Origin of the sequence: Lachnobacterium bovis DSM 14045, from assembly GCF_900107245.1 — a bacterium.
Taxonomy (GTDB): Bacteria; Bacillota; Clostridia; order Lachnospirales; family Lachnospiraceae; genus Roseburia; species Roseburia bovis.
Map to the genome: position 1 here is coordinate 52445 of NZ_FNPG01000005.1, position 23595 is coordinate 76039.

The 23595-nt window shown below is 30.2% G+C and carries 24 protein-coding genes and 1 pseudogene; 2 read left to right on the forward strand and 23 right to left on the reverse strand.

Annotation, left to right across the window (positions count from 1 at the left end):
• Window positions 1–83 precede the first annotated feature (83 nt).
• The 4 genes and pseudogenes from rpoZ to BLV79_RS01475 form a co-directional block, all read right to left on the reverse strand.
• Window positions 84–335: pseudogene (gene rpoZ / locus BLV79_RS01460) on the reverse strand (DNA-directed RNA polymerase subunit omega); the annotation flags it as partial.
• 2 nt (window positions 336–337) lie between these two features.
• On the reverse strand, window positions 338–1006 hold the full coding sequence (gmk, locus tag BLV79_RS01465) for a guanylate kinase (RefSeq protein ID WP_074715504.1): 669 nt from the start codon (window positions 1004–1006) through the stop codon (window positions 338–340).
• Window positions 1007–1068: 62 nt separating this feature from the next.
• A complete protein-coding gene (locus BLV79_RS01470; RefSeq protein ID WP_074715507.1) occupies window positions 1069–1305 on the reverse strand; it encodes an extracellular matrix/biofilm biosynthesis regulator RemA family protein in 237 nt (78 codons plus the stop codon).
• 6 nt (window positions 1306–1311) lie between these two features.
• On the reverse strand, window positions 1312–2196 hold the full coding sequence (locus BLV79_RS01475) for a YicC/YloC family endoribonuclease (RefSeq protein WP_074715510.1): 885 nt from the start codon (window positions 2194–2196) through the stop codon (window positions 1312–1314).
• A 213-nt stretch (window positions 2197–2409) separates the two neighbouring features.
• Here BLV79_RS01475 and BLV79_RS01480 point away from each other — a divergent pair, with 213 nt between their 5' ends.
• Window positions 2410–4155 (forward strand): Rqc2 family fibronectin-binding protein, encoded by a 1746-nt coding sequence (locus tag BLV79_RS01480; protein WP_074715513.1) that lies wholly within the window; start codon window positions 2410–2412, stop codon window positions 4153–4155.
• A 46-nt stretch (window positions 4156–4201) separates the two neighbouring features.
• On the opposite strand, the gene recG is transcribed toward BLV79_RS01480, so the two are convergent.
• From recG to BLV79_RS01495, 3 genes are read right to left on the reverse strand one after another with little or no spacing between them, the layout of a single operon-like run.
• The gene (recG, locus tag BLV79_RS01485) at window positions 4202–6262 is read right to left on the reverse strand and encodes an ATP-dependent DNA helicase RecG (RefSeq protein WP_074715516.1); all 2061 of its coding nucleotides are present in this window, start codon (window positions 6260–6262) and stop codon (window positions 4202–4204) included.
• Between the two features lie 15 nt (window positions 6263–6277).
• Window positions 6278–7945, reverse strand: coding sequence for a DAK2 domain-containing protein (locus tag BLV79_RS01490; protein ID WP_074715518.1), 1668 nt, complete (start codon window positions 7943–7945; stop codon window positions 6278–6280).
• Between the two features lie 14 nt (window positions 7946–7959).
• Window positions 7960–8319: an Asp23/Gls24 family envelope stress response protein gene (locus tag BLV79_RS01495; RefSeq protein ID WP_074715521.1), complete on the reverse strand. Its 360-nt coding sequence runs from the start codon at window positions 8317–8319 to the stop codon at window positions 7960–7962.
• Window positions 8320–8537: 218 nt separating this feature from the next.
• On the opposite strand from BLV79_RS01495, the gene rpmB reads away from it, so the two are divergent.
• Window positions 8538–8723 (forward strand): 50S ribosomal protein L28, encoded by a 186-nt coding sequence (gene rpmB, locus BLV79_RS01500; RefSeq protein WP_074715524.1) that lies wholly within the window; start codon window positions 8538–8540, stop codon window positions 8721–8723.
• 136 nt (window positions 8724–8859) lie between these two features.
• Here the strand turns inward: rpmB and BLV79_RS01505 are convergent, their stop codons facing one another.
• The 16 genes from BLV79_RS01505 to proB all read right to left on the reverse strand — a co-directional run bounded on the left by BLV79_RS01505 (window position 8860) and on the right by proB (window position 23549).
• Complete coding sequence (locus tag BLV79_RS01505; RefSeq protein WP_074715527.1) at window positions 8860–9300, reverse strand: GerW family sporulation protein; 441 nt, start codon at window positions 9298–9300, stop codon at window positions 8860–8862.
• Between the two features lie 42 nt (window positions 9301–9342).
• Window positions 9343–10440, reverse strand: a complete 1098-nt coding sequence (locus BLV79_RS01510) for a hypothetical protein (RefSeq protein WP_074715530.1) — start codon at window positions 10438–10440, stop codon at window positions 9343–9345.
• Window positions 10437–10766: a hypothetical protein gene (locus tag BLV79_RS01515; RefSeq protein WP_074715533.1), complete on the reverse strand. Its 330-nt coding sequence runs from the start codon at window positions 10764–10766 to the stop codon at window positions 10437–10439. Before BLV79_RS01515 ends, BLV79_RS01510 begins: the two co-directional genes overlap by 4 nt.
• 63 nt (window positions 10767–10829) lie before the next feature.
• Entirely contained in the window at window positions 10830–12338 is a 1509-nt protein-coding gene (locus BLV79_RS01520) for a peptidoglycan D,D-transpeptidase FtsI family protein (protein WP_242871408.1), read from the reverse strand.
• Entirely contained in the window at window positions 12304–13449 is a 1146-nt protein-coding gene (locus BLV79_RS01525; protein WP_242871409.1) for an FtsW/RodA/SpoVE family cell cycle protein, read from the reverse strand. The genes BLV79_RS01520 and BLV79_RS01525 overlap by 35 nt, the downstream gene beginning before the upstream one ends.
• Window positions 13450–13713: 264 nt before the next feature.
• Entirely contained in the window at window positions 13714–15936 is a 2223-nt protein-coding gene (locus tag BLV79_RS01530; RefSeq protein WP_074715540.1) for a peptidase U32 family protein, read from the reverse strand.
• Window positions 15937–15997: 61 nt separating this feature from the next.
• The gene (locus BLV79_RS01535; RefSeq protein ID WP_074715543.1) at window positions 15998–16417 is read right to left on the reverse strand and encodes a cell division protein ZapA; all 420 of its coding nucleotides are present in this window, start codon (window positions 16415–16417) and stop codon (window positions 15998–16000) included.
• Window positions 16418–16503: 86 nt separating this feature from the next.
• Entirely contained in the window at window positions 16504–17511 is a 1008-nt protein-coding gene (gene ruvB, locus BLV79_RS01540; protein WP_074715546.1) for a Holliday junction branch migration DNA helicase RuvB, read from the reverse strand.
• Window positions 17512–17535: 24 nt separating this feature from the next.
• Window positions 17536–18138: a Holliday junction branch migration protein RuvA gene (ruvA, locus tag BLV79_RS01545; protein WP_074715549.1), complete on the reverse strand. Its 603-nt coding sequence runs from the start codon at window positions 18136–18138 to the stop codon at window positions 17536–17538.
• Between the two features lie 70 nt (window positions 18139–18208).
• Window positions 18209–18712 (reverse strand): Gx transporter family protein, encoded by a 504-nt coding sequence (locus BLV79_RS01550; protein WP_330389905.1) that lies wholly within the window; start codon window positions 18710–18712, stop codon window positions 18209–18211.
• Between the two features lie 27 nt (window positions 18713–18739).
• A complete protein-coding gene (locus BLV79_RS01555; RefSeq protein ID WP_074715555.1) occupies window positions 18740–19144 on the reverse strand; it encodes a NusG domain II-containing protein in 405 nt (134 codons plus the stop codon).
• A complete protein-coding gene (gene miaB, locus BLV79_RS01560; RefSeq protein WP_074715557.1) occupies window positions 19144–20568 on the reverse strand; it encodes a tRNA (N6-isopentenyl adenosine(37)-C2)-methylthiotransferase MiaB in 1425 nt (474 codons plus the stop codon). Before miaB ends, BLV79_RS01555 begins: the two co-directional genes overlap by 1 nt.
• A gap of 29 nt (window positions 20569–20597) precedes the next feature.
• Complete coding sequence (locus BLV79_RS01565; protein ID WP_074715560.1) at window positions 20598–21848, reverse strand: glutamate-5-semialdehyde dehydrogenase; 1251 nt, start codon at window positions 21846–21848, stop codon at window positions 20598–20600.
• A 31-nt stretch (window positions 21849–21879) separates the two neighbouring features.
• A complete protein-coding gene (locus tag BLV79_RS01570; RefSeq protein WP_074715563.1) occupies window positions 21880–22473 on the reverse strand; it encodes a 5-formyltetrahydrofolate cyclo-ligase in 594 nt (197 codons plus the stop codon).
• A gap of 5 nt (window positions 22474–22478) precedes the next feature.
• On the reverse strand, window positions 22479–22703 hold the full coding sequence (locus tag BLV79_RS01575; RefSeq protein ID WP_074715567.1) for a DUF896 domain-containing protein: 225 nt from the start codon (window positions 22701–22703) through the stop codon (window positions 22479–22481).
• 6 nt (window positions 22704–22709) lie between these two features.
• Complete coding sequence (gene proB / locus BLV79_RS01580; RefSeq protein ID WP_074715570.1) at window positions 22710–23549, reverse strand: glutamate 5-kinase; 840 nt, start codon at window positions 23547–23549, stop codon at window positions 22710–22712.
• Between the last annotated feature and the right edge of the window lie 46 nt (window positions 23550–23595).

Sequence of the window (23595 nt, forward strand, 5' to 3'; positions counted from 1 at the left end):
AAATTCTCAATTATTTCGTTTTCTTCGATTGTATCTACATTTTGTTCAACGTTCTCAGACTCACTTTGTACTTTTTTGCTCTCTTCAAGCTGTTGTGCTTCTTCTTCTGATAAGATTCTTACTTGACCATTATATAACTCTTCAACTGCTATTGAAAGAGGTTTGTCACATTTTGGATTAGCAACAAATGGTTCTGCACCAGCAATAATCTGTCTTGCACGTCTAGCTGATGCTAAAACTATTGAATAACGACTATTTACTACAGGTTCTTCTCCTATTTCTGCCGCATCGCTATTTACTACTTTCATTAATTCTACATATGATGGATGTATCATTCTTATTCTCCTTTCGAAAAGTCTTTTAATTCACTTCTCATCTGATTAATATATTCTGTATTATTTATAATTAAATCTTGCTTAATTTCATCAAGATTGTTAAACCTACAATTTTGAATAATAGTGTGTACCTTTGAGACAGCTTCTTCAACATTTCTGTTACATACAAGATAATCATATTTTTCTATTTCTTCTGCCTCTTCAACCGCTCTATTCATTCTAAAACTAATAACGTCCTCTGTCTCAGTTCCACGATTCTCTAAACGTGATTTTAACTCTTTAGCACTTGGTGCTGTTATAAACAACAACTTTGTATCTTTAAATTGTTCTTTAATCTTAAGTGCTCCTTGTATTTCTATTTCTAGTATAACACTTTTTCCATCGTTCAGCTGATTAAACACATATTCTTTAGGTGTTCCATAATAATTACCTACATATTGAGCATACTCTATCAATTCATCTTTTTCTATCATATCCTCAAACTTTTCTTTCGAAACAAAGAAATATGACTTACCATGAATTTCACCTGCTCTAGGACTTCTTGTAGTTGCTGAAACCGACAAAGCATAATCATCTCTATGCTCCTCAAGTAACTTTTTCATTATTGTGCCTTTTCCTACCCCGGAAAACCCAGAAACAACGACTAAAATACCTTTTTGCTTCTCGCTCATCGTGATACCTCTTTTTCTATTTCTTTTATTCAATCAATTATACACATAAAGTTAATTATCGCTTAACACTCAAATCGATTTATCAAAGTATCTGTTTGAAGAGATGATGTAATTATATAATCATCTGAAGTATATATAATACTTTTAGTCTTTCGACCTTGTGTAGCATCGATTATTTTATGATTATCTTTTGCATAAGTTATTTGTCTTTTAGCTGGAGCTGATTCTGCTGAAACAATGGCTATAACCTTGTCCGCATTAACCAAATTTCCAAAACCAACATTTATCATTTTTTTCATAAGCACCTATTCTATATTTTGAATCTGCTCTCTAACTTTTTCAATATTTGTTTTCAATTCGATTCCTATACCTGAAATATCAATATTATTTGCTTTTGAAAGAATTGTAGTCGCTTCTCGATTCATCTCTTGAGCAATGAAATTTAACTTACGACCAACATCTTCTATCTCTTCATCGTTCATCTCATCTATTGCAGCTTTTATATGACTTCTTAATCTGACTATTTCTTCATCAACACAAACCTTATCCGCATACAAGGTAACCTCTGTGGCTAGTTTCCATTCATCAACTTTGCCCTCTTCAAAAATCTCTTTAATTCTTTCTTCGAGTTTTTCTTTATATAGATTTACTATTTCTGGTGATTTTTCTTCAATTATATCAACATATTTCTGCATGTTAATAAGTTTTTCTTGTAAATCTTTATGAAGATTAGCACCTTCTTTCAACCTAGACTCGCTAAATGCATCAGCTGCCTTTCTAATAGTTGCCTCTAGCTTAGGCCATAACTCGTCTTCATCAGCATCTTTTTCTTCCATAACAAAAACATCTGGATATCTAGATAAAGTACTTACTCGAACGTCATTCTCAAGGCCAAATTTTTCACTTATCTGGTTCAAATAATCAAGATATTGTTTAGCCATATCCTCATTGTAATGAAGTGACTGATTATTATCTTTTAAGTCTTCATAAGTTATATATATATCAATTTTGCCTCTTTGTACATATTCTTTTAAAAGATTTCTAATTTTACCTTCTAATGAATTAAGCTTTTTAGGCATTCTAGCATTAATGTCAAGATATCTATGATTTACAGATTTGATTTCGATTGTAAATCTACAATTTTCGTCGACAAATTCTGCACGACCAAAGCCTGTCATACTTTTTACCATTACAGTGTCCTTTCCAAAATCTTATATGTTTTAACACATCACAACATGCATAAAACAAAACATATAAAACTTTTACGAAAATTCATATGCACCAAAATGCATAATCGTATTTTATTATAATGCCAAATTATCAATTCGTCAAATACATCATTGATATTTTTATTTATTTTTTGTATAATTAATTTGTTTATTTTTTATGTGGAGGTAAAGACTATGGCCTTTGATGGTATCGTTATATCTAATTTAGTTCATGAACTGAATAATACTATTTTAAATTCTAGAATTAGTAAAATTTCCCAACCTGAAAAAGATGAAATTCTTTTAACTTTTAAAGGTACAAAAGGCTCAAATCGTTTGCTTATTTCAGTAAATGCATCACTGCCTTTTATGTGTTTAACCAAAGAAAATAAGCCAGCACCTCTTCAGGCGCCAACTTTTTGTATGGTTCTTAGAAAACACATAGCAAATGGGCGTATAACTAAGATTTATCAACCTAGTTTTGATAGAATTATACATTTAGAAATTGAACATTTAAATGAAATGGGTGATTTATCACAAAAAACATTGATTATCGAATTAATGGGTAAACACTCAAATATTATTTTTTGCGATAGTGATAACACTATTATAAACAGTATTAAACATGTTTCTTGTTTAGTAAGTTCTTTGCGTGAAGTTCTACCTGGCAGAAAATATTTCATGCCAAATACACAGGGCGACAAAATTGATCCTTTCAAAATTAAAAATTCGTCCGAAATATTCGACGTTATTCATGCAAAACCGCTTTCTGTAATAAAAGCGATTTATACTTCTTTTAATGGTATCAGTCCTCTTATAGCAAGTGAGGTTTGTTATCGTTCGGGAATAGATGGCGACAGTTCTGTTAGTGCTTTTTCAGATGATACAATGCAACACGTTGCGAATACTTTTTTCTGGTTTATTGAAGATTTGAAAAATGATAAATTCCAACCATGTATCGTTAGAGAAAAAAAAGCTCCTATTGAGTTTTCTTCCGTCAATCTATTGCAATACCAGGATTATAACACAACAATTTATGATTCTATTTCGGAAGTACTAGAACTTTTCTACAAGGAAAGAAACAACCACTCTCGAATTCGTCAAAAATCGCACGAATTACGCCATATTGTTACAACAGCTTTAGAACGTAATCAAAAAAAATTAGATTTGCAAACTAAACAATTAAAAGACACTAATAAACGTGATAAATTCCGAATTTACGGTGAACTGATTAATTCATACGGTTATAATCTTGATCCGGATGCCAGATTTTTAGAAGCACCTAACTACTACGACAATAACAAAATTATCAAAATTCCTCTTGATCCAACTATGACTCCTCAAGAGAATTCAAAAAAATATTTTGATAAATATCAAAAATTCAAACGTACATACGAAGCTTTGACCGAACTAATTGATGAAACTGATCACAATATTAAGCATTTACAATCTATTTTATCTTCAATTGATATTGCAACTTCTGCTGAGGACCTTGTTCAAATCAAAGAAGAATTGATTGATTTTGGATATATTAAAAAACATAAAAATAACAAAAAAAATAAAATAAAGAGCAAACCTTTTCACTATGTTTCAAGTGATGGTTATGATATTTATGTTGGAAAAAATAATTACCAAAACGATCAACTAACTTTTAAATTTGCTACAGGAAATGATTGGTGGTTTCACGCAAAGGGTATGCCTGGTTCACATGTTATTGTAAAATCAAATAACACTGAATTACCTGACAGAGTATTTGAAGAAGCAGGTAGTTTAGCTGCATATTATTCTAGTGGGCGTGAAAATGAAAAAGTTGAAATAGACTACTTGCAAAAGAAAAATGTCAAAAAGCCAAATTCCGGTGCACCAGGTTTTGTAGTTTACTATACTAACTACTCTTTGATTGCGATTCCTGATATATCAAATTTAAAAAAGATTGATTAATTCTTAAAATATATAACAGTATAAAAAGGATGGCATTGCCATCCTTTTATAAATTGATTTTCTGAAGGCTATCGCTTAAATGCCTTTCTAACCATATTTTCAAATTTTTATTGCTATCATCTTGTAATAAAGCGTCCTGATCTAATATCTCATTTACACTATCTGCCGCTTTTTTCAAAACATCAGCGTCTTGATAAATATCTGCAAGCTGAAAATTAAATTCTCCACTTTGTCGAATACCAAAGAAATCCCCTGGTCCCCTCAGTTTCAAATCTTCGCTTGCAATAAAAAAGCCATCATTAGATTTATTAAGTATCTCTAATCTCTTTTTTGCATTTTTACTTCTAGATGTGTTAATCATTATACAATATCCCTGGGCATCGCCACGACCAATTCTTCCTCTTAATTGATGCAATTGAGCTAAACCAAATCTATCTGCGTTTTCAATTAACATAACTGTTGAATTCGGTACGTTAACCCCAACTTCTACTACTGTAGTTGAAACCAACACCTGTATCTCATTTTTTGAAAATGCTTCCATTATTTTATTCTTCTCTGAAGGTTTCATTTTACCATTAAGCATAGCAACATTAATCTTATTCTTAAATATCTGTTGTAATGTCTTTGTATAATCTGTTACATTTTCACCATCCATATTCTCAGATTCTTCTACCAAAGGACATATAACATATGCCTGATGTCCCATTTTTACCTGAGAAGCTATAAACTCATATGCTTTATTTCTATAACTCGAATCAACTACACAGTTTTTAATAGGTAATCGCCTAGCTGGAACCTCATCTATAATCGAAACATCTAAATCACCATATAAAATAATTGCGAGTGTTCTAGGAATAGGTGTAGCACTCATTACAATAATGTGAGGTAATTCACCTTTTTTTGAAAAAGTACTCCTTTGTTCTACTCCAAATCTATGCTGTTCATCTGTTACAACAAGAGCCAAATTACAAAACTCAACTTTATCTTGAATAACTGCATGAGTACCTATAATCATAGCATTTGGTGTATTTAGGATTCTCTCATAAGCCTCTCTCTTTTGTTTTGCCGTCATAGAACCCGTTAATAGAATTAAAGGAATATCTAATCCAAATAATGTTGCCCATTCCAAAAATGTATCATAATGTTGTCTAGCCAATACTTCTGTAGGTGCCATAATCGCTGACTGATAACCATTTTTAAAAGCTTCACACATTGCTAAGAAGGCTACAATTGTTTTGCCTGAGCCAACATCACCTTGTATTAATCTTTCCATAGAAACGTTTTTTTGAAGATCTGTTTGCACTTCAGCTAACGCTCTCTTCTGAGCATTGGTAAGCTCATATGGTAGTTTTTTTATTAAGTTTTCAACAAAATCATCTCTTTTAAAAACAAACGAATTCTTTTCTTTGATTTGTCTACTTTTTTGTAACTGCATTGCCAAAATAAATATAAAAAACTCATCAAAAACAAGTCTTTTCCTGGCAATAATCAAACTATCCATAGAATCAGGAAAATGTATTTGTTTTATTGCATAATTATAATCACATAGATTATATTTATTTTTTATATTTTGAGGTAAATAATCTAAGAATAATTTTTCTTTTTTTAAAACTTCAAAAATTGTTTTAGTTACTAATTTATTGGACAACCCAGTCGTTAATGAATAAATAGGTGTTAAAGTTTCCTCAATTTTTGAATATTCTTTTTCATCATAAACTACCGGCTGTTCCATAACAAATCTATTGTTTTTTTTCTTGATTTTACCATAAAAAATAAAATATTTTCCCGGAATAAGTTTAGATTTAATATAAGGCATTCTATACCAAATACATTCCACATTTATACCTGCATGATATAAATATAACAACGTTATTGGAATTCTAGTATTATTTTTTACAATTGGATTTTTAGATACAATAGCCCTTATAGCATACGTTTTATTTGATTCAATATCATTATCAAGCATGCGTGCTTTAGGATATAATAAATAATTTCTAGGAAAATGAAGGAGTATATCACCTACGGTGTATACTCCTATTTTCTTTAACATATCTTCAGTTTTAGGGCCAATACCTTTTACATTGATAATTGAAGTTTGTAATTCCATATATAGCTCCTAAAACTATTCTACTGAAATTATATAATAATAAATTGGTTGTCCACCATTATTAACTTCAACTTCTAAGTCTGCATATTTTTCTTGAATTTTTGCCGAAATCTTATCAGCATCTTCTTCCTTAGCATCAGCACCGATGTAAATACTTACAATTGCAGAATCCTCGTCTACCATCTCATCTACCATCTCTAATGTAGTTGCTTCAAGATCTTGTCCAACAGAAAGAATAGATTTATCTCCTATTCCCATAAAATCGTTTTGTTTGATTTCTTTTCCATCAATTTCTGTATCTCTAACAGCATATGTAACCTGACCAGTTTTTACATTTTCGATTTCTGACATCATATTTTCTTTATTTTCTTCTGCAGAAGCTCCAACTACATAGTTTACTAATGCTGTAATTCCCTGTGGAATTGTCTTAGTTGGAATAACTACAATGTCTTTATCTTCGCATAATGATGCAGCCTGATTAGCAGCCATTATAATATTTTTATTATTAGGTAAAACATAAATAGTGTCTGCATTAACCTTTTCAATTGCATTTAATACATCATCTGTACTAGGGTTCATTGTCTGTCCACCTTCAATGATGTAATCTGTCCCAAGTGCTTTTAATATTTCATTTATACCATCACCAATTGAAACTGCAATAAATCCAACCTCTTTGTGCTCCATTTTGGATTCTTCTTTAGGCTGTTGTTCTGCTACTTTATTTGCTTCTTTTAAAAGTTTTTCCTGATGTTCCTCTCTCATATTATCAATTTTAATTCTTGATAATGCACCAAATGTCAATGCTTTTTGAATCGCTAAACCCGGATCGTTTGTATGAACATGTGTCTTAACAATCTCATCATCTGCAACTACTACAATAGAATCACCAATTGATTCAAGATATGACTTGTATGCCTTTTCCTCTTTATCTGAAATTGGATTATTTAACATAATAATAAACTCTGTACAATATCCAAATTTAATTTCAACTTCTTGTGGCTGTTCGGCTACTTTGCCTTCAGATGATTTAGATACTTCATTTGATTCAATTGTATAATCAATTTCTTTACCTGTTAACGCATCAAATGCACCTTTTAAAACTTGTACTAAACCTTGTCCGCCTGAGTCAACTACTCCAGCCTGTTTTAAAACTGGCAACATATCAGGTGTCTTGCTAAGAACATACTCAGCTTCTTCAATAACGCCTGAAACAAACTCTACTACATCATCTGTTTTTGTTGATAGTTCTTCAGCCTTATTAGCTCCACCTTTTGCTACTGTTAAAATAGTACCTTCTTTTGGCTTCATTACTGCCTTATAAGCTGTTTCAACAGCTTTTTGAACTGCTTCACTTAAAATAACAACGTCTAGTTCGTCATATTCTTTTATTACTTTACAAAAGCCTCTGAATAGTTGCGATAAAATAACACCAGAGTTTCCTCTTGCTCCTCTTAAAGAACCAGAAGAGATAGCCTTAGCAAGTTTATCCATTGTAGGCTCTTCTAACTCGCTAACAGCTTTTGCCGCAGACATTATAGTCATAGACATATTAGTACCTGTATCTCCATCGGGAACTGGGAACACATTAAGTTCATTAATCCATTCTTTCTTTGCTTCTAAATTCTTAGCTCCAGCTAAAAACATTTTTGCCAATAAATCTGCTTTAATACTGGTAATTTTCAATTTAATAGTCCTCCTTAATCAATAACACGTACGCCTTCGACGTAAATATTGATTTTATCAATTTCCATGCCTGTAAATTCTTCAACTTTATATTTAACTGTATCCATCAAGTTATCTGATACTGTATTAATGCTTATTCCATAAGCAATTATCACATGAAAATCTATTGTAATCTTATTCTCTGCATTAACATTAACGGAAATGCCATGAGCCATATAGTCTCTTTTTAATAATTTAACAAGACCATCTTTCATATTAACCGCTGCCATACCAACAATTCCAAAGCACTCTACTGCTACAGAGCCTGCATATGTTGCTATAACATCATCATCAATCAAAATTTTCCCATATTGGGTATCCATTTGCCCTTTCATATCTTACCTCCATGAAATTGTGACGTAGTTATAATATATTATACCTAATTTTTATTAAAAAGCAAACCATCTTTTATAAACAAAATAATTTTTCCCTTAAATTTTAATTTTTTTCTTGCAATAATATTCTCCATCTGATAAAATATTATCGTTGTGAGTATTTACTATCCGATATAAATGATAGTAAAACTTAGTGAGATGCAAGGAGGTGCAATATCATGGCAAAATGTGCAATTTGTGAAAAAGGCGTTCATTATGGTAATCAAGTTAGCCATTCTCATAGAAGATCAAACAGAGTTTGGAAATCTAACCTCAAACGTGTAAGTTGTAAAGTTAATGGAGCATCTAAGAAGTTATATGTATGTGCTTCTTGCTTAAGATCAGGTAAAGTTGAAAGAGCATAGTGATGATATCCTTAGAGAAGGCTGTTAGAAGGATTATCTAGCAGCTTTTTTGGTATAATCGTAACTACTGATATTTTTTATCTGAAAAAATCCCAAACAATATCTAGAAATACCTAGAATTGATTGGGATTTTTTTCTAATTATTGTTTTCTATAGACTTTGAAAGAATATCTTCCATCTCAGCTTTTGCTTCTTCTTTTACATTTTCGTCAATATCATCTAATTTGTTTTCTTTTTTATTCTTTCTAAACTCATTGAATTTATCAACAAAATCTGGAACCATATCTAAAATCTTAGTAATACTATCTTGATTTTTAACATTAACTAATCTAGTTGTACCATTTTGAATAACTAGAACAGCACTAGGCATAATTTTTCCACCCATACTACCTGCTCCACTTTCCGACTCTTTCTTTGAAAATGCACCAGCTGCAACACCAAATGAAACATCAACTAATGGTAAAATAATAGTATCTCCAATATGAATTGCATCGCCTACAACAGTTTTAGTCGAAATAAAACTATCCATACCTTTAAATAATGATTCTACAGTATTATTAAATGAATTTTCTGACATTTTTATCCCTCCGCATTCCTTTTTTATTTTCACTTCTAGACACTATGCTCTCTTTACTCTTTTAATTTTATGATAAAGCTTCATTACTTTTTTATCAAACCAAATTTGAAGTAAAATAATGATTATATTAAATAGCATAAAATGTCCCTTTAATTCAAAATCAGCTAAAACATACTTCTTGTTTGTTTTAAAATCAGGATATATATTACCTCCACCTTTTTTATAAAAAACAGGAAACAATACAAAAAATGATGTAATCATTGCTGTTTTATCTGGATCATTCAAAGAAAACTCTACTGTACCTTTAAATCTTTTTGGAAATATTATCTTCAAAAGAGCTATAACCTTTACTTTTAAAAATAAAACCGTATACTTAAAATTAGGGTCTTTATATATAGCCTTAATTTTATTATATAGCCTAACAATTTTCTTGTAGAGTCCAACAATTTTATTATATTTTTTTTGTTTTTTCTTTTTAAATTTCTGCTTTTTTAATCCAGTTTTTCTAATTATGAATAACGACTTTGCTTTCTTAAAAAATTTCATCAACATCGTGACTATCTTTTTAGGATAGGATACATTGATTTCGTCATTATTTTTCGTTACACCTTTATCTTCTATAGTTTCTGTATAATTTTTATGTTCTTCATGTTTTTCAGTTTCTGCTTGTACTACATATCCTCTATCATCTGAATGTTCTTCATGTACTACATTCTTCTCATTTTCTGCAATATCTAAAAACACACTTTTTTCGTTGCTCTTAGAAATTGTTTTTATATCATCAGTAGTCTGTATATTTAAGTTTAACTGTTCTTCAAAACTATCTACTTCTGATTCTGATTTAATCACATTCTTTTCTTGACTCGAAACAAAATATTTCTTATAAAAAAATATTTTAAGGTACACTTCTGTATCAAGATCATCTTTATTCTCTTTTTTTGCATAAAAATACGCATTTAAAATGTGATATAGCCATGATACCTTTCCATCAACATTAATATAATTGTTTTCTGTATCTATTTTCCCTTTAACCTTATATCTTATTGGATAAAATAAAATAGAGACTATAACAAATAATATCAAACATAATAAAATGACTATAAGTTTAAACAATATCTTTAAAATCAATAAGAAGTTCATCGACTGACCTCCTTAAATGAATCTTGAAAATATTTCCTTACTTTAAATGAACCTGTATTACTATACACTTCCATTACAATCTGACATGCTAATTCTACAGCTTCATCATAACCCTTTGCTATTCCTAAAACTTTTACATCATTCCTTGGATAAGATAAAAAAAGCAGGTCACTTGATGGTATAATATCTAGCAAGTTGGTTGAATTAGATGCTAAAGATATAACATACACATTTATCAAACCCGCTTTATGCTTTATTTTCCAAACTATTTTTTTTGATTTCTTTTTTGCTGATGGACTTATGTATAAATTATTATACCATTTCATCCTCTTCTCCTAATTTTCATTATATTATTTAGTATAACTGACTTTTCGATAATAGGCAAATAATTAATTTTTAGTATTAAAATATTTATCAAATATTTTTTTAGCAACCGGAATTGCATACTTGCTTCCATAACCTGATTTTTCAACAACAACTGCAACTGCAATATCTTCATAACCTTCTTTTTTACCATATCCGACAAACCATGCATTTGTTGTATCATCAGAATCTGCAATTTGCGCTGTACCAGTCTTACCAAAACATTTATATGACTGTCCTTTTAATCTCGTTGCTGTACCTTCTTTAACTACTTCCTCCATGTATTCTTGCATTATGCCTGATTGATTCTGTTCAAGTAGTTCCTTATATTTTTTAGGCTTAGTTTCCGAAATTGTATCTCCATTTGCATTTTGAACTTTATCAACCAAATATGGTTTCATTAAAATACCATTATTATCAATAGCACAGGCTACTAAAGCCATATGCAATGGAGAAACTAATGTTTTTCCTTGTCCAATACCTGTACTCATTTTAATAAAATCCGAGTCATTATCATTAAAACTAAATTTACTCTTTGATGTTTCTAGATTAAGAGGTAAATCTTTACCAAAAAGTAAACTGTCACACAAAGCTGTAAACCCTTTAGCATCCAAAGATTTTGCTATATGAGCATATGCAGAATTACATGATTCAGCAAAAGCAGTTTTTAAATTCACAAGACCATGTTTTTCATTACCAGCATCATGAAGAATATAACCATTCGAAGCTGCCTCACCGCCTCTACATCGATATTTAAAATCTTTATATGTTGATTTATTTTCATTATAATATTCAAGAGTAGTAAATATCTTAAACACTGAACCTGGAGTATATTTTCCCTGTGTTGCTCTATTGTATAATACTGAATCTGTGCTTGAAATCAGTTGTTTCCAGTTTTCATCAATCAAATTTGGATTAAAATCTGGTTTTGAAACTATCGATAAAACCTTCCCTGTAGAAGGCTGAATTACAATTACAGCACCATCAAATTTTCCTAAACCTTCATATGCAACTTTTTGAATATCATAATCAAGCGTGGTAATAATATTATCACCTTTGTTTTTTTTCTGAGTAACTTCATTGTAAAGTTGAGTAAACATAACATCGTGCGAAGTAGTAAGTTTTATGTTTTCTTTATTTTCTAAACCTGCTTTACCATGTGTATCATATCCAACAACATGAGCAAAAAGATTATTATATGGATATACTCTCTTTCTTGTTCCATCGTTTGATATTTGTGTCTCTGCCAAAACCCTTCCGTCATTTGTTAATATTTTTCCTTTATCTACGTGTTCAGCCATTACGTTTTGCAATGAATTATATGGACTGTTTACATATTTTTCTCGTGCAACCATTTGAAAATACAAAAAATATCCCATTAAGCACAAAAACATAAAGAAAAAGATGTACATTACGACCGTATATTGTTTATTACTTTTCTTTACATTTTCTTGTCTATCAACTTCAGCTTGATTCGAATTTAAAAAATCTTTTATTTTATTAATCATATTCTTCAAGTGTGTATTTTGACTCACTGTTTATTCCACCTCCAACATGTTGTGAATTTGTTTTACCTGTTCCACTACCCTTGTTGTTATCAATATATCTATCATAATGAATAATATATAAACCTTGGATTATTCCAAAAATAATCATTGTCGAGAGCAATGAACTTCCACCATAACTTACTAATGGTAAAGTTACTCCAGTCGATGGAATAAATTTAGTTACCCCTCCAATAGTCAAAAAGACTTGAATTGCATATGTAGTTCCCAATCCTAATGCTATCATCTGATAAAAAGAATCTTTCATTTCAATCGAAATATTCAAAATCATCAAGAAACAACTTATACAGATCATTATAATACATAATGCAAAGACTCCGCCTAATTCCTCTGATATAGCTGCAAAAATAAAATCCTGAACTACAACAGGTATCTTATCTGGTCTTCCTTGACATAGCCCTAATCCAAACCAGCCACCAGTTCCTATGGCAAATAATGATTGACAGACTTGATATCCTTCTTTATCTATTACACTTAAAGGATTTTTCCAAGCTACTATTCTTTGTTTGACATGACTAAATAATTGTGAGGCTATAAATAAGCCTAAAAAAGTTGAAAAAAAGCCACCAAATAAATATAATACATTTTCTGTTGCAACATAAAGCATCATAGTATATGTCACAAAGAAAATAAACGCACTTCCTAAATCTTTTGACGCTATTAAAATCAAAACATGCAATGCTGCTATCGAAGTCGTTATAATTAATCTTTTTCTATCCACATTTTTTTCAAGCATAGATGCTACAAAAAAAACAAATGAAATTTTAACAAATTCAGATGCCTGAAATGAAAAGCCAAGTACAGAAACAGATAATTTTGCTCCATAACTTGTCCTACCAGCTACCAAAATAAGAAGCAAAGACAAAATGCCAACTGCTGCGTACATCCATGTAAATTTTCTAAAAAATTTCACGTTTCTTATTGTTAATGGAATTAACAACGAAAAAATTGCTGCCAAAACTAATATCATAAATTGTTTCATAGCTTTTTCCACTGAAATTCTAGTAATTATTATAAAACTTATACTTAAAAACATGCACATATTATTTAAAAGTAACTCAGATGCTTTTTTATAAAACATCTTATATATTAGGAAAATACCACTAAATAACACTACCTGCATCAAGTAAAATCCAATTATAAACGGGTTTAAAGTCGATATAAAAATAACCAAAAAACCCATAAAATGTAATAGAAAAATATTTCTTCGCTGTTTTTTATATATTGATTTTTGTTTTTCTTTATTTTCAGTAAACTTAAATACATGAAAACATTCAAATGTATATATCAGAAACAAAAAAATCATAATATACTTAGAAATCAGCATCACTAAATGATCCATTTTTTATTCAACTCCTCTTTTATAATGTCCTCTTGTAAAATCATTAACACTTATTGCTGCTTTTTCAGATGGCTTTTTCACTCTTTTTTCCATTTCCGCTATAATTTTATCTACATCTAGCTTTGACTCAATCGTAAAATTAAGTCGAAATCTATTAATGTTCATTTTCTTTATCTCATCTACTTTGTCCAATAAATAAACTGGCAAAGTATTATAAATCACATTGTAGCATTCATCGCAATAGTTTTTAACTGGAAACAGTTTGTTATACCTATCCTTTAAATATGTTACTGTTTTCTTCTTATCACAACCAAATGTAGTCTTCTTTACACATTGAGCTGATGTCATCAAACCATAATAACCATAAATAATCATTTCCGAATTATCGTTTACTCTTTGTGAAATTTCTTTTTTATTTAACTCGATAGGAACAGTAACAATATCTGCACCTTTTTTTGTAAATTCATTTATCGAAAAATCATTATACGTATACATATTATGGTCAAGAATTACTATAAAATCGACATTTAACTCTTTTTTAATTGTTAAAATATATTGAAATTCTTCGTAATTCTTAACTACAAAGCCATCAATATTCATGTTTACAATACTTGGTATTATGTTCTTATAACTTTTTGAAGTATTATATCTAAAAATAGCTGGTAAAACAAAATAAGCCTTTTTATTACTCTTTTTTATCTTGCTTATATCTTCTTTAATTTCTTCAAGTAACGAAGCTTTTGCATATGCAACGCTTTCTAAATATATATCATTTACCATTTCATGCTTCAAAACCGAATCTAATACTTTTCTATCTTCTATTGAACAAATTATATTAAATTCATTTGAAGATTTATTTTCAGCTTTCGATTCTTGATTCTCTGTCACCGGTAATGATAACTCAATTCTCTCCGCCTTGTTTTGTAACATTTTTTCTTTTAATGCATCTAATGCATCTCTTCTTAAATGATTCAATACTCCATTTGGCACAAAAATATCGTCATCCATATCAATTTCAAATGATTCAAAACAAAATGGTGTATCTTTTGTTTTATTCATTCTCTTGCGAACATCTTCTTGTAATAAAGGTCTATTTTGAGCAACATCAACAATATTACCATGAATATTTACAGTAATATCATCTTTTTTTACTTCGATAAAAGCTTCTGCGTTTTTATGCAGAAACAGCTTTCCTTTAATTGGAATATATTCTTCTTTATCTACGTATTTTGCAGTAATTAAATCCTGCAACTGTCCTTTAGTCTTCTCATGATTTGGCTTAGATATTGTAATCATATCTTTTCCGTTATGCTCTCTAAGATATCCATCTGTAAAGCCACAACGATTACCTAAATCCATTAACATTTGATAATCTTCTTTGCTTACTTTATATGATTCTATGCCACCCTCGTAATATTCGATTGCTTTATCTAAATATTTTCTATATACAGAAACTACACCTGCTGCATAAGTTGCCTGTTTCATTCTTCCTTCAATTTTCAAAGAAAAAATACCATGTTCAATCATTTGTGGTAAATATTCTATCAATGCTTGATCCTTTGGACTCAACACAAATTTATCTCTTACATATTCTTCTTTTTTATTATCTAAAACAGAATATGGCAATCTACATGGTTGAGCACATCTTCCTCTATTTCCACTTCTTCCACCTAGAATACTACTTAATAAACATTGTCCAGAATAACAATAACATAACGCACCATGAACAAATGTCTCAATTTCTATCCCAACTTCGTCTTGAATTCTTTTTATTTCAGATAAATCCATCTCTCTGGCCGTTACAACTCTTGTTACACCTAAATTTTTCATAAATTTAGCACCTTCAACACCTGTTACAGTGGTTTGTGTACTTGAATGTATAGGCAAATCTGGAAATTCTTTTCTAATAATATCTATTGCACCTAAATCTTGTACTATAACAGCATCTAAACCATGCTCATAATAAGGTCTTAAAAAATCAACTAATTCTTCTTTTATTTCCCTATTTTTCATTAAAGTATTAACTGTCATATATACTTTTCTATTACGAATATGTGCATAATCTATTGCTTCAAACATTTCTTCTTCTGTAAAATTATTAGCATATGCTCTTGCGCCAAAAGCACTACCTCCAACATAAACTGCATCCGCTCCTGCCCTTATTACTGCCTTAAAAATATCAAGTGAACCAGCTGGTGCTAATAATTCCATAATATTTCTATTCATTGTTAAAAATTCACCTCAAAAAATTCAACAAAATATTTATGAAATAACGAAAAAACATATTTTAATTATCATTCTCTAGAAGTTGCTCTTCTAACACCTTTTCTAAGCGTTCTTTGTTAAGCAAGAGTTCTTTATTTTCCTCTTTCAACCTCTTTATCATCTCCTGATCTTCATCAGATTGCTTTTGATTTGAAATTAAAATATGTTTTAAATCATATACTTCTTTTTCTTTTGCTTCAATATTATTTTCTAATTTTTGTACTAAATCTTTCGCCTTAAAGTAGTCATCTGCAATATTTAATTCCAACAATGTCGATTTCATTTGAGTTGATAATCTCTTTACATCTTCATTCTCATCTAATTCTTGAATCTTATTGTTGATATAAATAGCAACTTTTTGTAGATACTCTTCTTCTTCATATCCACACAAAGTATAAACTTTTCCACCTATAACTACTTCTGCACTTGTTTTTGCTGACATACTATTCCCCCAAACTAAACAAAGATTTTTCATTTATTTGATTATATCATATATAAAGATTATGTAAAACAATCAGATAGATATTATTACTCTAAATCTTCCGGTCTCTTTATCCTAAAATGATTATAAGCCAGTTCTGTAGCTACTCGCCCCTTAGGTGTTCTAATTATAAAACCATTCTTTACAAGGTAAGGTTCATAAACATCTTCTATTGTTCCTGAATCTTCACCTAAAGAAGCCGCTAAAGTCTCTATTCCTACTGGTCCTCCACCAAATTTTTCAATTATGGTCATAAGAATATTTCTATCATTTTTATCTAATCCATATTTATCAACTTCTAATAAATCTAATGCAAAAGTTGCGACATCATATGTAATAATTCCATCATACTTAACTTCTGCAAAATCTCTAACTCTCTTTAATAAACGATTTGCTAAACGTGGTGTTCCTCTAGATCGTCTTGCCAACTCAAAGGCACCTTCATCATCTATTCCTACATCAAGTTTTGAAGCAGATGCAATAATAATAGATTTTAATTCATCAACGTTATAATATTCCATATGACTTACTACACCAAATCGATCTCTCAATGGTGCAGAAAGCATTCCAGCTCTTGTTGTTGCACCAACTAATGTAAAATGTGGTAAATTCAAACGTATAGACCTAGCTGACTCGCCCTTTCCAATCACCACATCAATAGTAAAATCCTCCATTGCAGGATACAATACTTCTTCAACTTGTTTATTTAATCTATGAATCTCATCAACAAAAAGTACATCGCCCTCTGAAAGATTATTTAAAATAGCAGCCATTTCACCCGGTTTTGCAATTGCAGGACCTGATGTAACTTTAATATTTGTTCCCATTTCATTTGCAATAATATTAGCTAACGTAGTTTTTCCTAAACCTGGAGGTCCATAAAATAATACATGGTCTAATGCTTCCCTTCTCTGTTTAGCTGCTTCAATATATACTTTTAAATTATTTTTTATTTTCTCTTGTCCCACATAATCATCTAACGTCTGCGGTCTAAGAGTTTTCTCAATTTTTATATCCTCTTCTTGTATCTTTGTTGAAATAACTCTTTTTTCCATTATTTAGCCTCTCAAAAATTGTTTTTATATATTTTTTAAAGCAGCCTTCAAAACGTCATCACTATCCATTTCATCAGTTATTGTAACCTTCGAAACAGCATTTAAAGATTCTGAAGAACTGAATCCTAAAGAATTTAATGCTAAAATAACATCTTCCTTAATTCTGTTAGTCTGACTATTAACATTAGACACACCTTCTTTTAAATTACTATTAATTGCATCTTCAAGTTTAAGTTTATCCTGCAATTCTAAAATAATTCGTTGTGCTGTTTTAGGACCTATACCTGGTGCTTTCGAAATAGCTTTATTATCTTTTGCCGCGATTGCAAATCTAATTTCATTAGTTGTTAATGATGATAAAACTCCAATTGCAACTTTGGGGCCGACACCATTTACTCCTATCAAACATCTAAAAACATTCAGTTCATCTTTATTTAAAAAGCCATACAAAATCATAGCATCCTCACGTACAGCTAAATAAGTGTATACCTTCACTTCTTGTCCAATTTGTGGAACCAAATTAAGTGTTTGCGCAGAAACTATTAAACTGTATCCTACTCCTGCTGCCTCAACTACGATGCTACCAGCATCAATTTCTGTAAGTTGTCCTTTTATATATCTATACATAATCTCACCTTATAATTTTATAATATGCAATTCTATTCTATGATCTTCATTAGCTATTCACAGCACTTTACTATACTTCCTTTTTAAAAATATGTATAGTTCTTTTCAATACTTCGAATGAAACTATACCTATCAAAAGGCCTGTAAATGTACCAACTATCATCAAAACCGGTACATAATAAATTATTTTATAATTTTCAACTATAAAAACAGCTGCTATAATTTGACCGATATTATGAAACACTCCACCATAAATACTTATTGTAATACAATGAAATAATTCCGTTTTTTTTAGGATTCCCATTACAATAAGACTCAAACCTGCACCTGATAGTGAATAAATAATTCCAACAGGATTTCCAAATAAAAATCCTATCAAAACCACTCTTAAAAAGGAAATCAAAACTGCTTCCCTAAATTCAAATACATACAGCGCCCATACTGCAATAATATTTGCCAAGCCCAATTTAATTCCTGGAATTCCTATGTTAAATGGTATCATAGTTTCTATATAACTAAAAATCATAGCAAGTGCTGTAAAAAAAGCCATTCTAGTTATCTTCTTATTTTGCAAAATATCCTCTCCAACTTAGTGCATATATTACTTAGAAATTGCATCTAAATCACTGTTATTCTTGTCTTTATCATTTTTATTATTATCATCAGTCACTGTAACAACTACCTTATTAGGCAAACACACTATTGTTTCATTTTTTTTAGAAATTGCATGCTGTTTAACACACAACTTATCCGGACAATTGGCGCATTTCATGGATGCTTTTCCGTCTTTTATTTGAATTTCATTTGTCACTTTACCATTTTTTTTTATTTGAATATTCTGATCTTTGGAAAGCGTATATTTACCATATTCTTCTCCATCAACTGTGACAACAATATTTTTACCTTCCCTTACCTCAAAAAGGTAAAAGAAGGTAAAAAACATAACAAAAATTATTCCTAAAAACACGAGTAACAATATATCATTTTTTCCCATCTTCTGGGGCATTATGCTAAGCCTCCTAAGAAATAAAATCCTTTTGATTCTTCTAATTTAACATTATATATGTTACCTATCATATCTTTTGTTCCTTTAAAATGAACAACAAGATTATTCTCTAAACGACCTGTTACTAAGGAATCATCATGATCATTTAAACTTTCTACTAAGACCGGTACAACTTTGCCTTCTAAACTTTTTGCTTTTTTAGCTGATATTTCCTGTACCTCTTTTAGCAAACGATTGAACCTTTCTTTAACAACATCTGGTGGAACCTGATTATCCATTGTCGCAGCTGGAGTACCTGTACGTTTTGAATAAATAAATGTAAAGGCACTATCATATTCAACTTCTTTTACTACATTTAATGTTTCCTGAAAATCTTCCTCTGTTTCTCCAGGAAAACCAACAATAATATCTGTTGTAATAGCAATATCAGGAATAGTTTCTCTTAATTTTCTAACAATATCTAAATATTTTTCTTTATCATAATGTCTATTCATGATTTTTAAAATTCTCGAGCTTCCTGATTGAAGTGGTAAATGCATGTGACCACATACCTTATCACATTCTTTCATTGCTAAAATTAAATCATCTGACAAATCCTTTGGATGAGATGTCATAAATCTTATACGTTTTAATCCTTCGATTTTATTAATTTCACGTAATAGATTTGCAAAAGTCATTGGATTTTCTAAGTTTTTACCATAAGAATTTACATTTTGTCCTAATAACATAACTTCGCATACTCCATCAGCTACAAGACCTTCTATTTCTCTAATAATATCCTTAGGCTCACGACTCTTTTCTCTTCCCCTAACGTATGGAACAATACAATAACTACAGAAGTTATTACATCCAAACATGATATTAACTCCAGATTTAAATTTGAATTTACGTTTAATTGGTAAATCTTCAACAATTTTATCATTTTCTTTCCATACATCAATAACTTGTTTATCTGTTGATAAACATCTATATACAAGTTCTGCAAATTTATAAATATTATGTGTACCAAAAATCAAATTAACATACTTATAACTTTTCTTTAATTTTTCAATTACACCGGTCTCTTGCATCATACAACCACATAATCCAATGATCATATGTGGATTTTTCTTTTTGTAGTTTTGAAGATATCCTAATCTTCCCCAAACCTTGTTGTCCGCATTTTCTCTAACTGTACATGTATTATACACAACAAAATCAGCATGTTCATCTTCTACTTCAACATAGCCCATTTCTGTTAAAATACCAACAAGTTTTTCAGAATCTCTAGCATTCATTTGACAGCCAAATGTTACAACAGAAAAAGTTAACTTTCTACCTAGTTCCTTTTCTTTTGCAAAAACTAACTCTTTTGCCTTTTCCATGTATTCATATTGTCTTTTTGATTCCTGTTCAGGAGTTAAATTTAATTCAAAATCTCTCATATGTTCCTCTATTTCTTCATTTTTTGAAACTATCTTATTTGACCGTTTCCGTAAATGATATATTTTGAACTTGTAAGTGCTTCAAGTCCCATTGGTCCTCTCGCATGTATTTTTTGAGTACTAATGCCTATTTCTGCACCAAAACCAAATTCATTTCCATCTGTAAATCTTGTAGATGCATTAACATATACACATGAAGCATCTACTTCATCTAAAAACTTCTGTGCATTAGAATAACTTTCCGTTATGATTGCTTCTGAATGCCCAGTGTTATATCTATTAATATGATATATAGCCTCATCAACTGTATCAACCACTTTAACAGATAATTTGTAGTCAAGGTATTCTTTTCCCCAATCTTCATCTGTAGCTTTATTTACTAATGATTTTTCACCTAAACATTCCATGGCTTTATCATCAGCATATAAATTAACATTTTTTTCTTTTAAAGTATCATATAATTTTGGTAAAAAATCAGCTGCAATTTTACTATTAACAACTAAAGATTCTGTTGCATTACAAACTCCAATACGCTGAGTCTTTGCATTTTTTATTATTGCTAATGCTTTATCAAAATCAGCACTCTCATCAACATAAATGTGACAGTTTCCTGTTCCTGTTTCTATTACAGGAATTGTTGAATTATTAACTACAGATTTTATCAATCCGCTTCCACCTCTTGGAATTAAGACATCAACATATTGATTCATTTTCATAAATTCATTAGTTTTCTCTCTAGATGTATCTTCAATAATAGAAACCAAACCAACTGGTGCATTGTTTTTCTCTACTGCCTTTTGTAAGCTAGCAACAACAGCAATATTAGAATTAATTGCATCACTACCGCCTTTTAAAATTGCACAATTACCAGTTTTTAAACACAATGCAAATACATCTGATGTAACATTTGGTCTAGCTTCATAAATCACACCTACAACACCGATAGGAACAACTTTTTTTCCAATCACAAGACCATTTGGACGTTTAGTCATTGATAAAACATTACCAATTGGATCTTGTAAATTGGCCACCTGTCTTAATCCATCAGCCATATCCTCGATTCTTTTGCTTGTAAGCAATAAACGATCCTGCAAGCCTTGTGGCATATTATTCTGTTTTGCATTTTTCATATCAATTTCGTTAGCTTTTATAATCAAGTCTGTGTCTTCCACTAACTGAGCAGCAGCATCTATTAATATTTTATTTTTTTCATTTGTTGTTAATTTTGCAACCTCATGTTTAACCTCAAAAGCTCTTTTACATAGATCTCTTATTTCCATACTAATCCTCCATTTTAATATCATAACAAACTTATTCAAAAATCACTTTATCTAAAAACACATCGTACTTCTGTGAATACGTTGTTTCATATAGCTGCTCCTTAAAAGCAACTCCTATCTTTAAAAGCTTGGGATATTTTGCAAAAAATCTATCATAATATCCTTTTCCATACCCCATTCTTTCGCCTTTAAATGTAAAAGCTACACCTGGAGTATAGACCACAATTTGTTCCGTTTTATTAATATCAGAATTTCTCTCACCTTCATAAAATTTCTTATAAAGATTCTCTTCGAATTTGTTACAATACGTTTTAGGTTCTCTAACATTAAAACTACCATTTTCTAAATCTAATAAAGATTCAATTTGATAAAAATTCATACTATCTTTTTTTACTCTAGGCAAAAAAACTTTTTTATTATCAGCTAATGCTTGAATAATAAATTCATCTATATTCACTTCATCTTCTAAAGCCGCATATGCAAAAAAAACATTATTTATCTTATATTCATCAGAGTTTATAATACTCTCAACTATCTTTTTGCTTTTTGCTCTTTTTATACCTATAGGCAATAATTTTCTTTGAGATAACGCTTTTTGTCTAAGCTTCTTCTTTTTTTCTTCCATGATAACTATTGTCCTTTATGTTTTTTTGCGTGCTCCTCGCCCAAATTTTTCACAGAGCCATCTGCCTGAACCACATCAATATTATTTAGCTGACTAGCAACATTTTGTTTAATATCAGCAATAAATTCTTTTCTTAAAATCAATTGTTCTTTTTTTTCTTCAGGTGTTAATCCTTGCTCTTTAGACTTACGATATAACTCGTTAATTCTATCAATTTTTTCTTTTGTCATTTTGTGCTACCCTATACTTTCTATTATAAAATTTGCTAAATTAAAGTTAGGATTTTTCTTCCTAACAAATTTAGTACCTAAATAATCGCCATTAAAAATATCACTAATGACACTAATGTCAGAAGCATTAGCAATTATCATATCAGCACCTGATTCTGTTGCGACCTTAGCTGCCATAAGTTTAGTTGCCATTCCACCTGTCCCAACGTCACTTCCAGTGCTACCCTTAGCCATTGACAAAATATCAGAATTAATCTCTGATACTTCTTTAATCAATTCAGCATCCGGATTACTATGTGGATCATCCGTGTATAATCCATCAATATCTGATAACAAAATAAGTAAATCTGCATCTATCAAAGATGCCACAAGCGCTGATAATGTATCATTATCACCAAATTTCATTTCATAAGTGCTAACAGTATCATTTTCATTTACAATAGGAACTACTCCCATATTAAACAATTCATCAAATGTATTTTTAGCATTATTTCTAGATACAGGATTAATCATCGTATTTTTTGTAAGCAAAATCTGTCCTGCAATATGATTGTATTCTCCAAAAAACTTTTGATAAGTCATCATTAATCTACTTTGACCAACTGCTGCACATGCTTGCTTTGTAGATGTTGTAGAGGGGCGTTCTTTTAAGTTTAGCGCTTTACGTCCAACAGCAATTGCTCCCGAACTAACTAAACACACATCAATTCCCCTGTTTTGTAAATCACATAATTGTCTAACCAAATGTTCGATCTTAATAAAATCCTGATTTCCAGTCTCTTCATGTGTAAGAGAAGACGAACCTATCTTAATTACTACTCTTTTATAACCATTATTTTGATTCATTTCTATTCACCTTTCTACAATCATCCTTAAGCATTCAACTTATACA

Bases quoted from the DNA above. Each gene is read 5' to 3' on its own strand.
- BLV79_RS01495 (WP_074715521.1), bottom strand. From the start codon at position 8,319: ATGAAAGGGCAAATGGATACCCAATATGGGAAAATTTTGATTGATGAT.
- BLV79_RS01565 (WP_074715560.1), bottom strand. From the start codon at position 21,848: ATGGAAATAAGAGATCTATGTAAAAGAGCTTTTGAGGTTAAACATGAG.
- BLV79_RS01570 (WP_074715563.1), bottom strand. From the start codon at position 22,473: ATGGAAGAAAAAAAGAAGAAGCTTAGACAAAAAGCGTTATCTCAAAGA.
- recG (WP_074715516.1), bottom strand. From the start codon at position 6,262: ATGGAATTACAAACTTCAATTATCAATGTAAAAGGTATTGGCCCTAAA.
- BLV79_RS01510 (WP_074715530.1), bottom strand. From the start codon at position 10,440: ATGAACTTCTTATTGATTTTAAAGATATTGTTTAAACTTATAGTCATT.
- BLV79_RS01480 (WP_074715513.1), top strand. From the start codon at position 2,410: ATGGCCTTTGATGGTATCGTTATATCTAATTTAGTTCATGAACTGAAT.
- BLV79_RS01575 (WP_074715567.1), bottom strand. From the start codon at position 22,703: ATGACAAAAGAAAAAATTGATAGAATTAACGAGTTATATCGTAAGTCT.
- proB (WP_074715570.1), bottom strand. From the start codon at position 23,549: ATGAATCAAAATAATGGTTATAAAAGAGTAGTAATTAAGATAGGTTCG.
- BLV79_RS01470 (WP_074715507.1), bottom strand. From the start codon at position 1,305: ATGAAAAAAATGATAAATGTTGGTTTTGGAAATTTGGTTAATGCGGAC.
- BLV79_RS01475 (WP_074715510.1), bottom strand. From the start codon at position 2,196: ATGGTAAAAAGTATGACAGGCTTTGGTCGTGCAGAATTTGTCGACGAA.
- ruvB (WP_074715546.1), bottom strand. From the start codon at position 17,511: ATGGAAAAAAGAGTTATTTCAACAAAGATACAAGAAGAGGATATAAAA.
- miaB (WP_074715557.1), bottom strand. From the start codon at position 20,568: ATGAGAGATTTTGAATTAAATTTAACTCCTGAACAGGAATCAAAAAGA.
- BLV79_RS01515 (WP_074715533.1), bottom strand. From the start codon at position 10,766: ATGAAATGGTATAATAATTTATACATAAGTCCATCAGCAAAAAAGAAA.
- BLV79_RS01535 (WP_074715543.1), bottom strand. From the start codon at position 16,417: ATGTCAGCAAAAACAAGTGCAGAAGTAGTTATAGGTGGAAAAGTTTAT.
- BLV79_RS01525 (WP_242871409.1), bottom strand. From the start codon at position 13,449: ATGTTTTATAAAAAAGCATCTGAGTTACTTTTAAATAATATGTGCATG.
- ruvA (WP_074715549.1), bottom strand. From the start codon at position 18,138: ATGTATAGATATATAAAAGGACAACTTACAGAAATTGATGCTGGTAGC.
- BLV79_RS01555 (WP_074715555.1), bottom strand. From the start codon at position 19,144: ATGCCCCAGAAGATGGGAAAAAATGATATATTGTTACTCGTGTTTTTA.
- BLV79_RS01505 (WP_074715527.1), bottom strand. From the start codon at position 9,300: ATGTCAGAAAATTCATTTAATAATACTGTAGAATCATTATTTAAAGGT.
- BLV79_RS01530 (WP_074715540.1), bottom strand. From the start codon at position 15,936: ATGAATAGAAATATTATGGAATTATTAGCACCAGCTGGTTCACTTGAT.
- gmk (WP_074715504.1), bottom strand. From the start codon at position 1,006: ATGAGCGAGAAGCAAAAAGGTATTTTAGTCGTTGTTTCTGGGTTTTCC.
- rpmB (WP_074715524.1), top strand. From the start codon at position 8,538: ATGGCAAAATGTGCAATTTGTGAAAAAGGCGTTCATTATGGTAATCAA.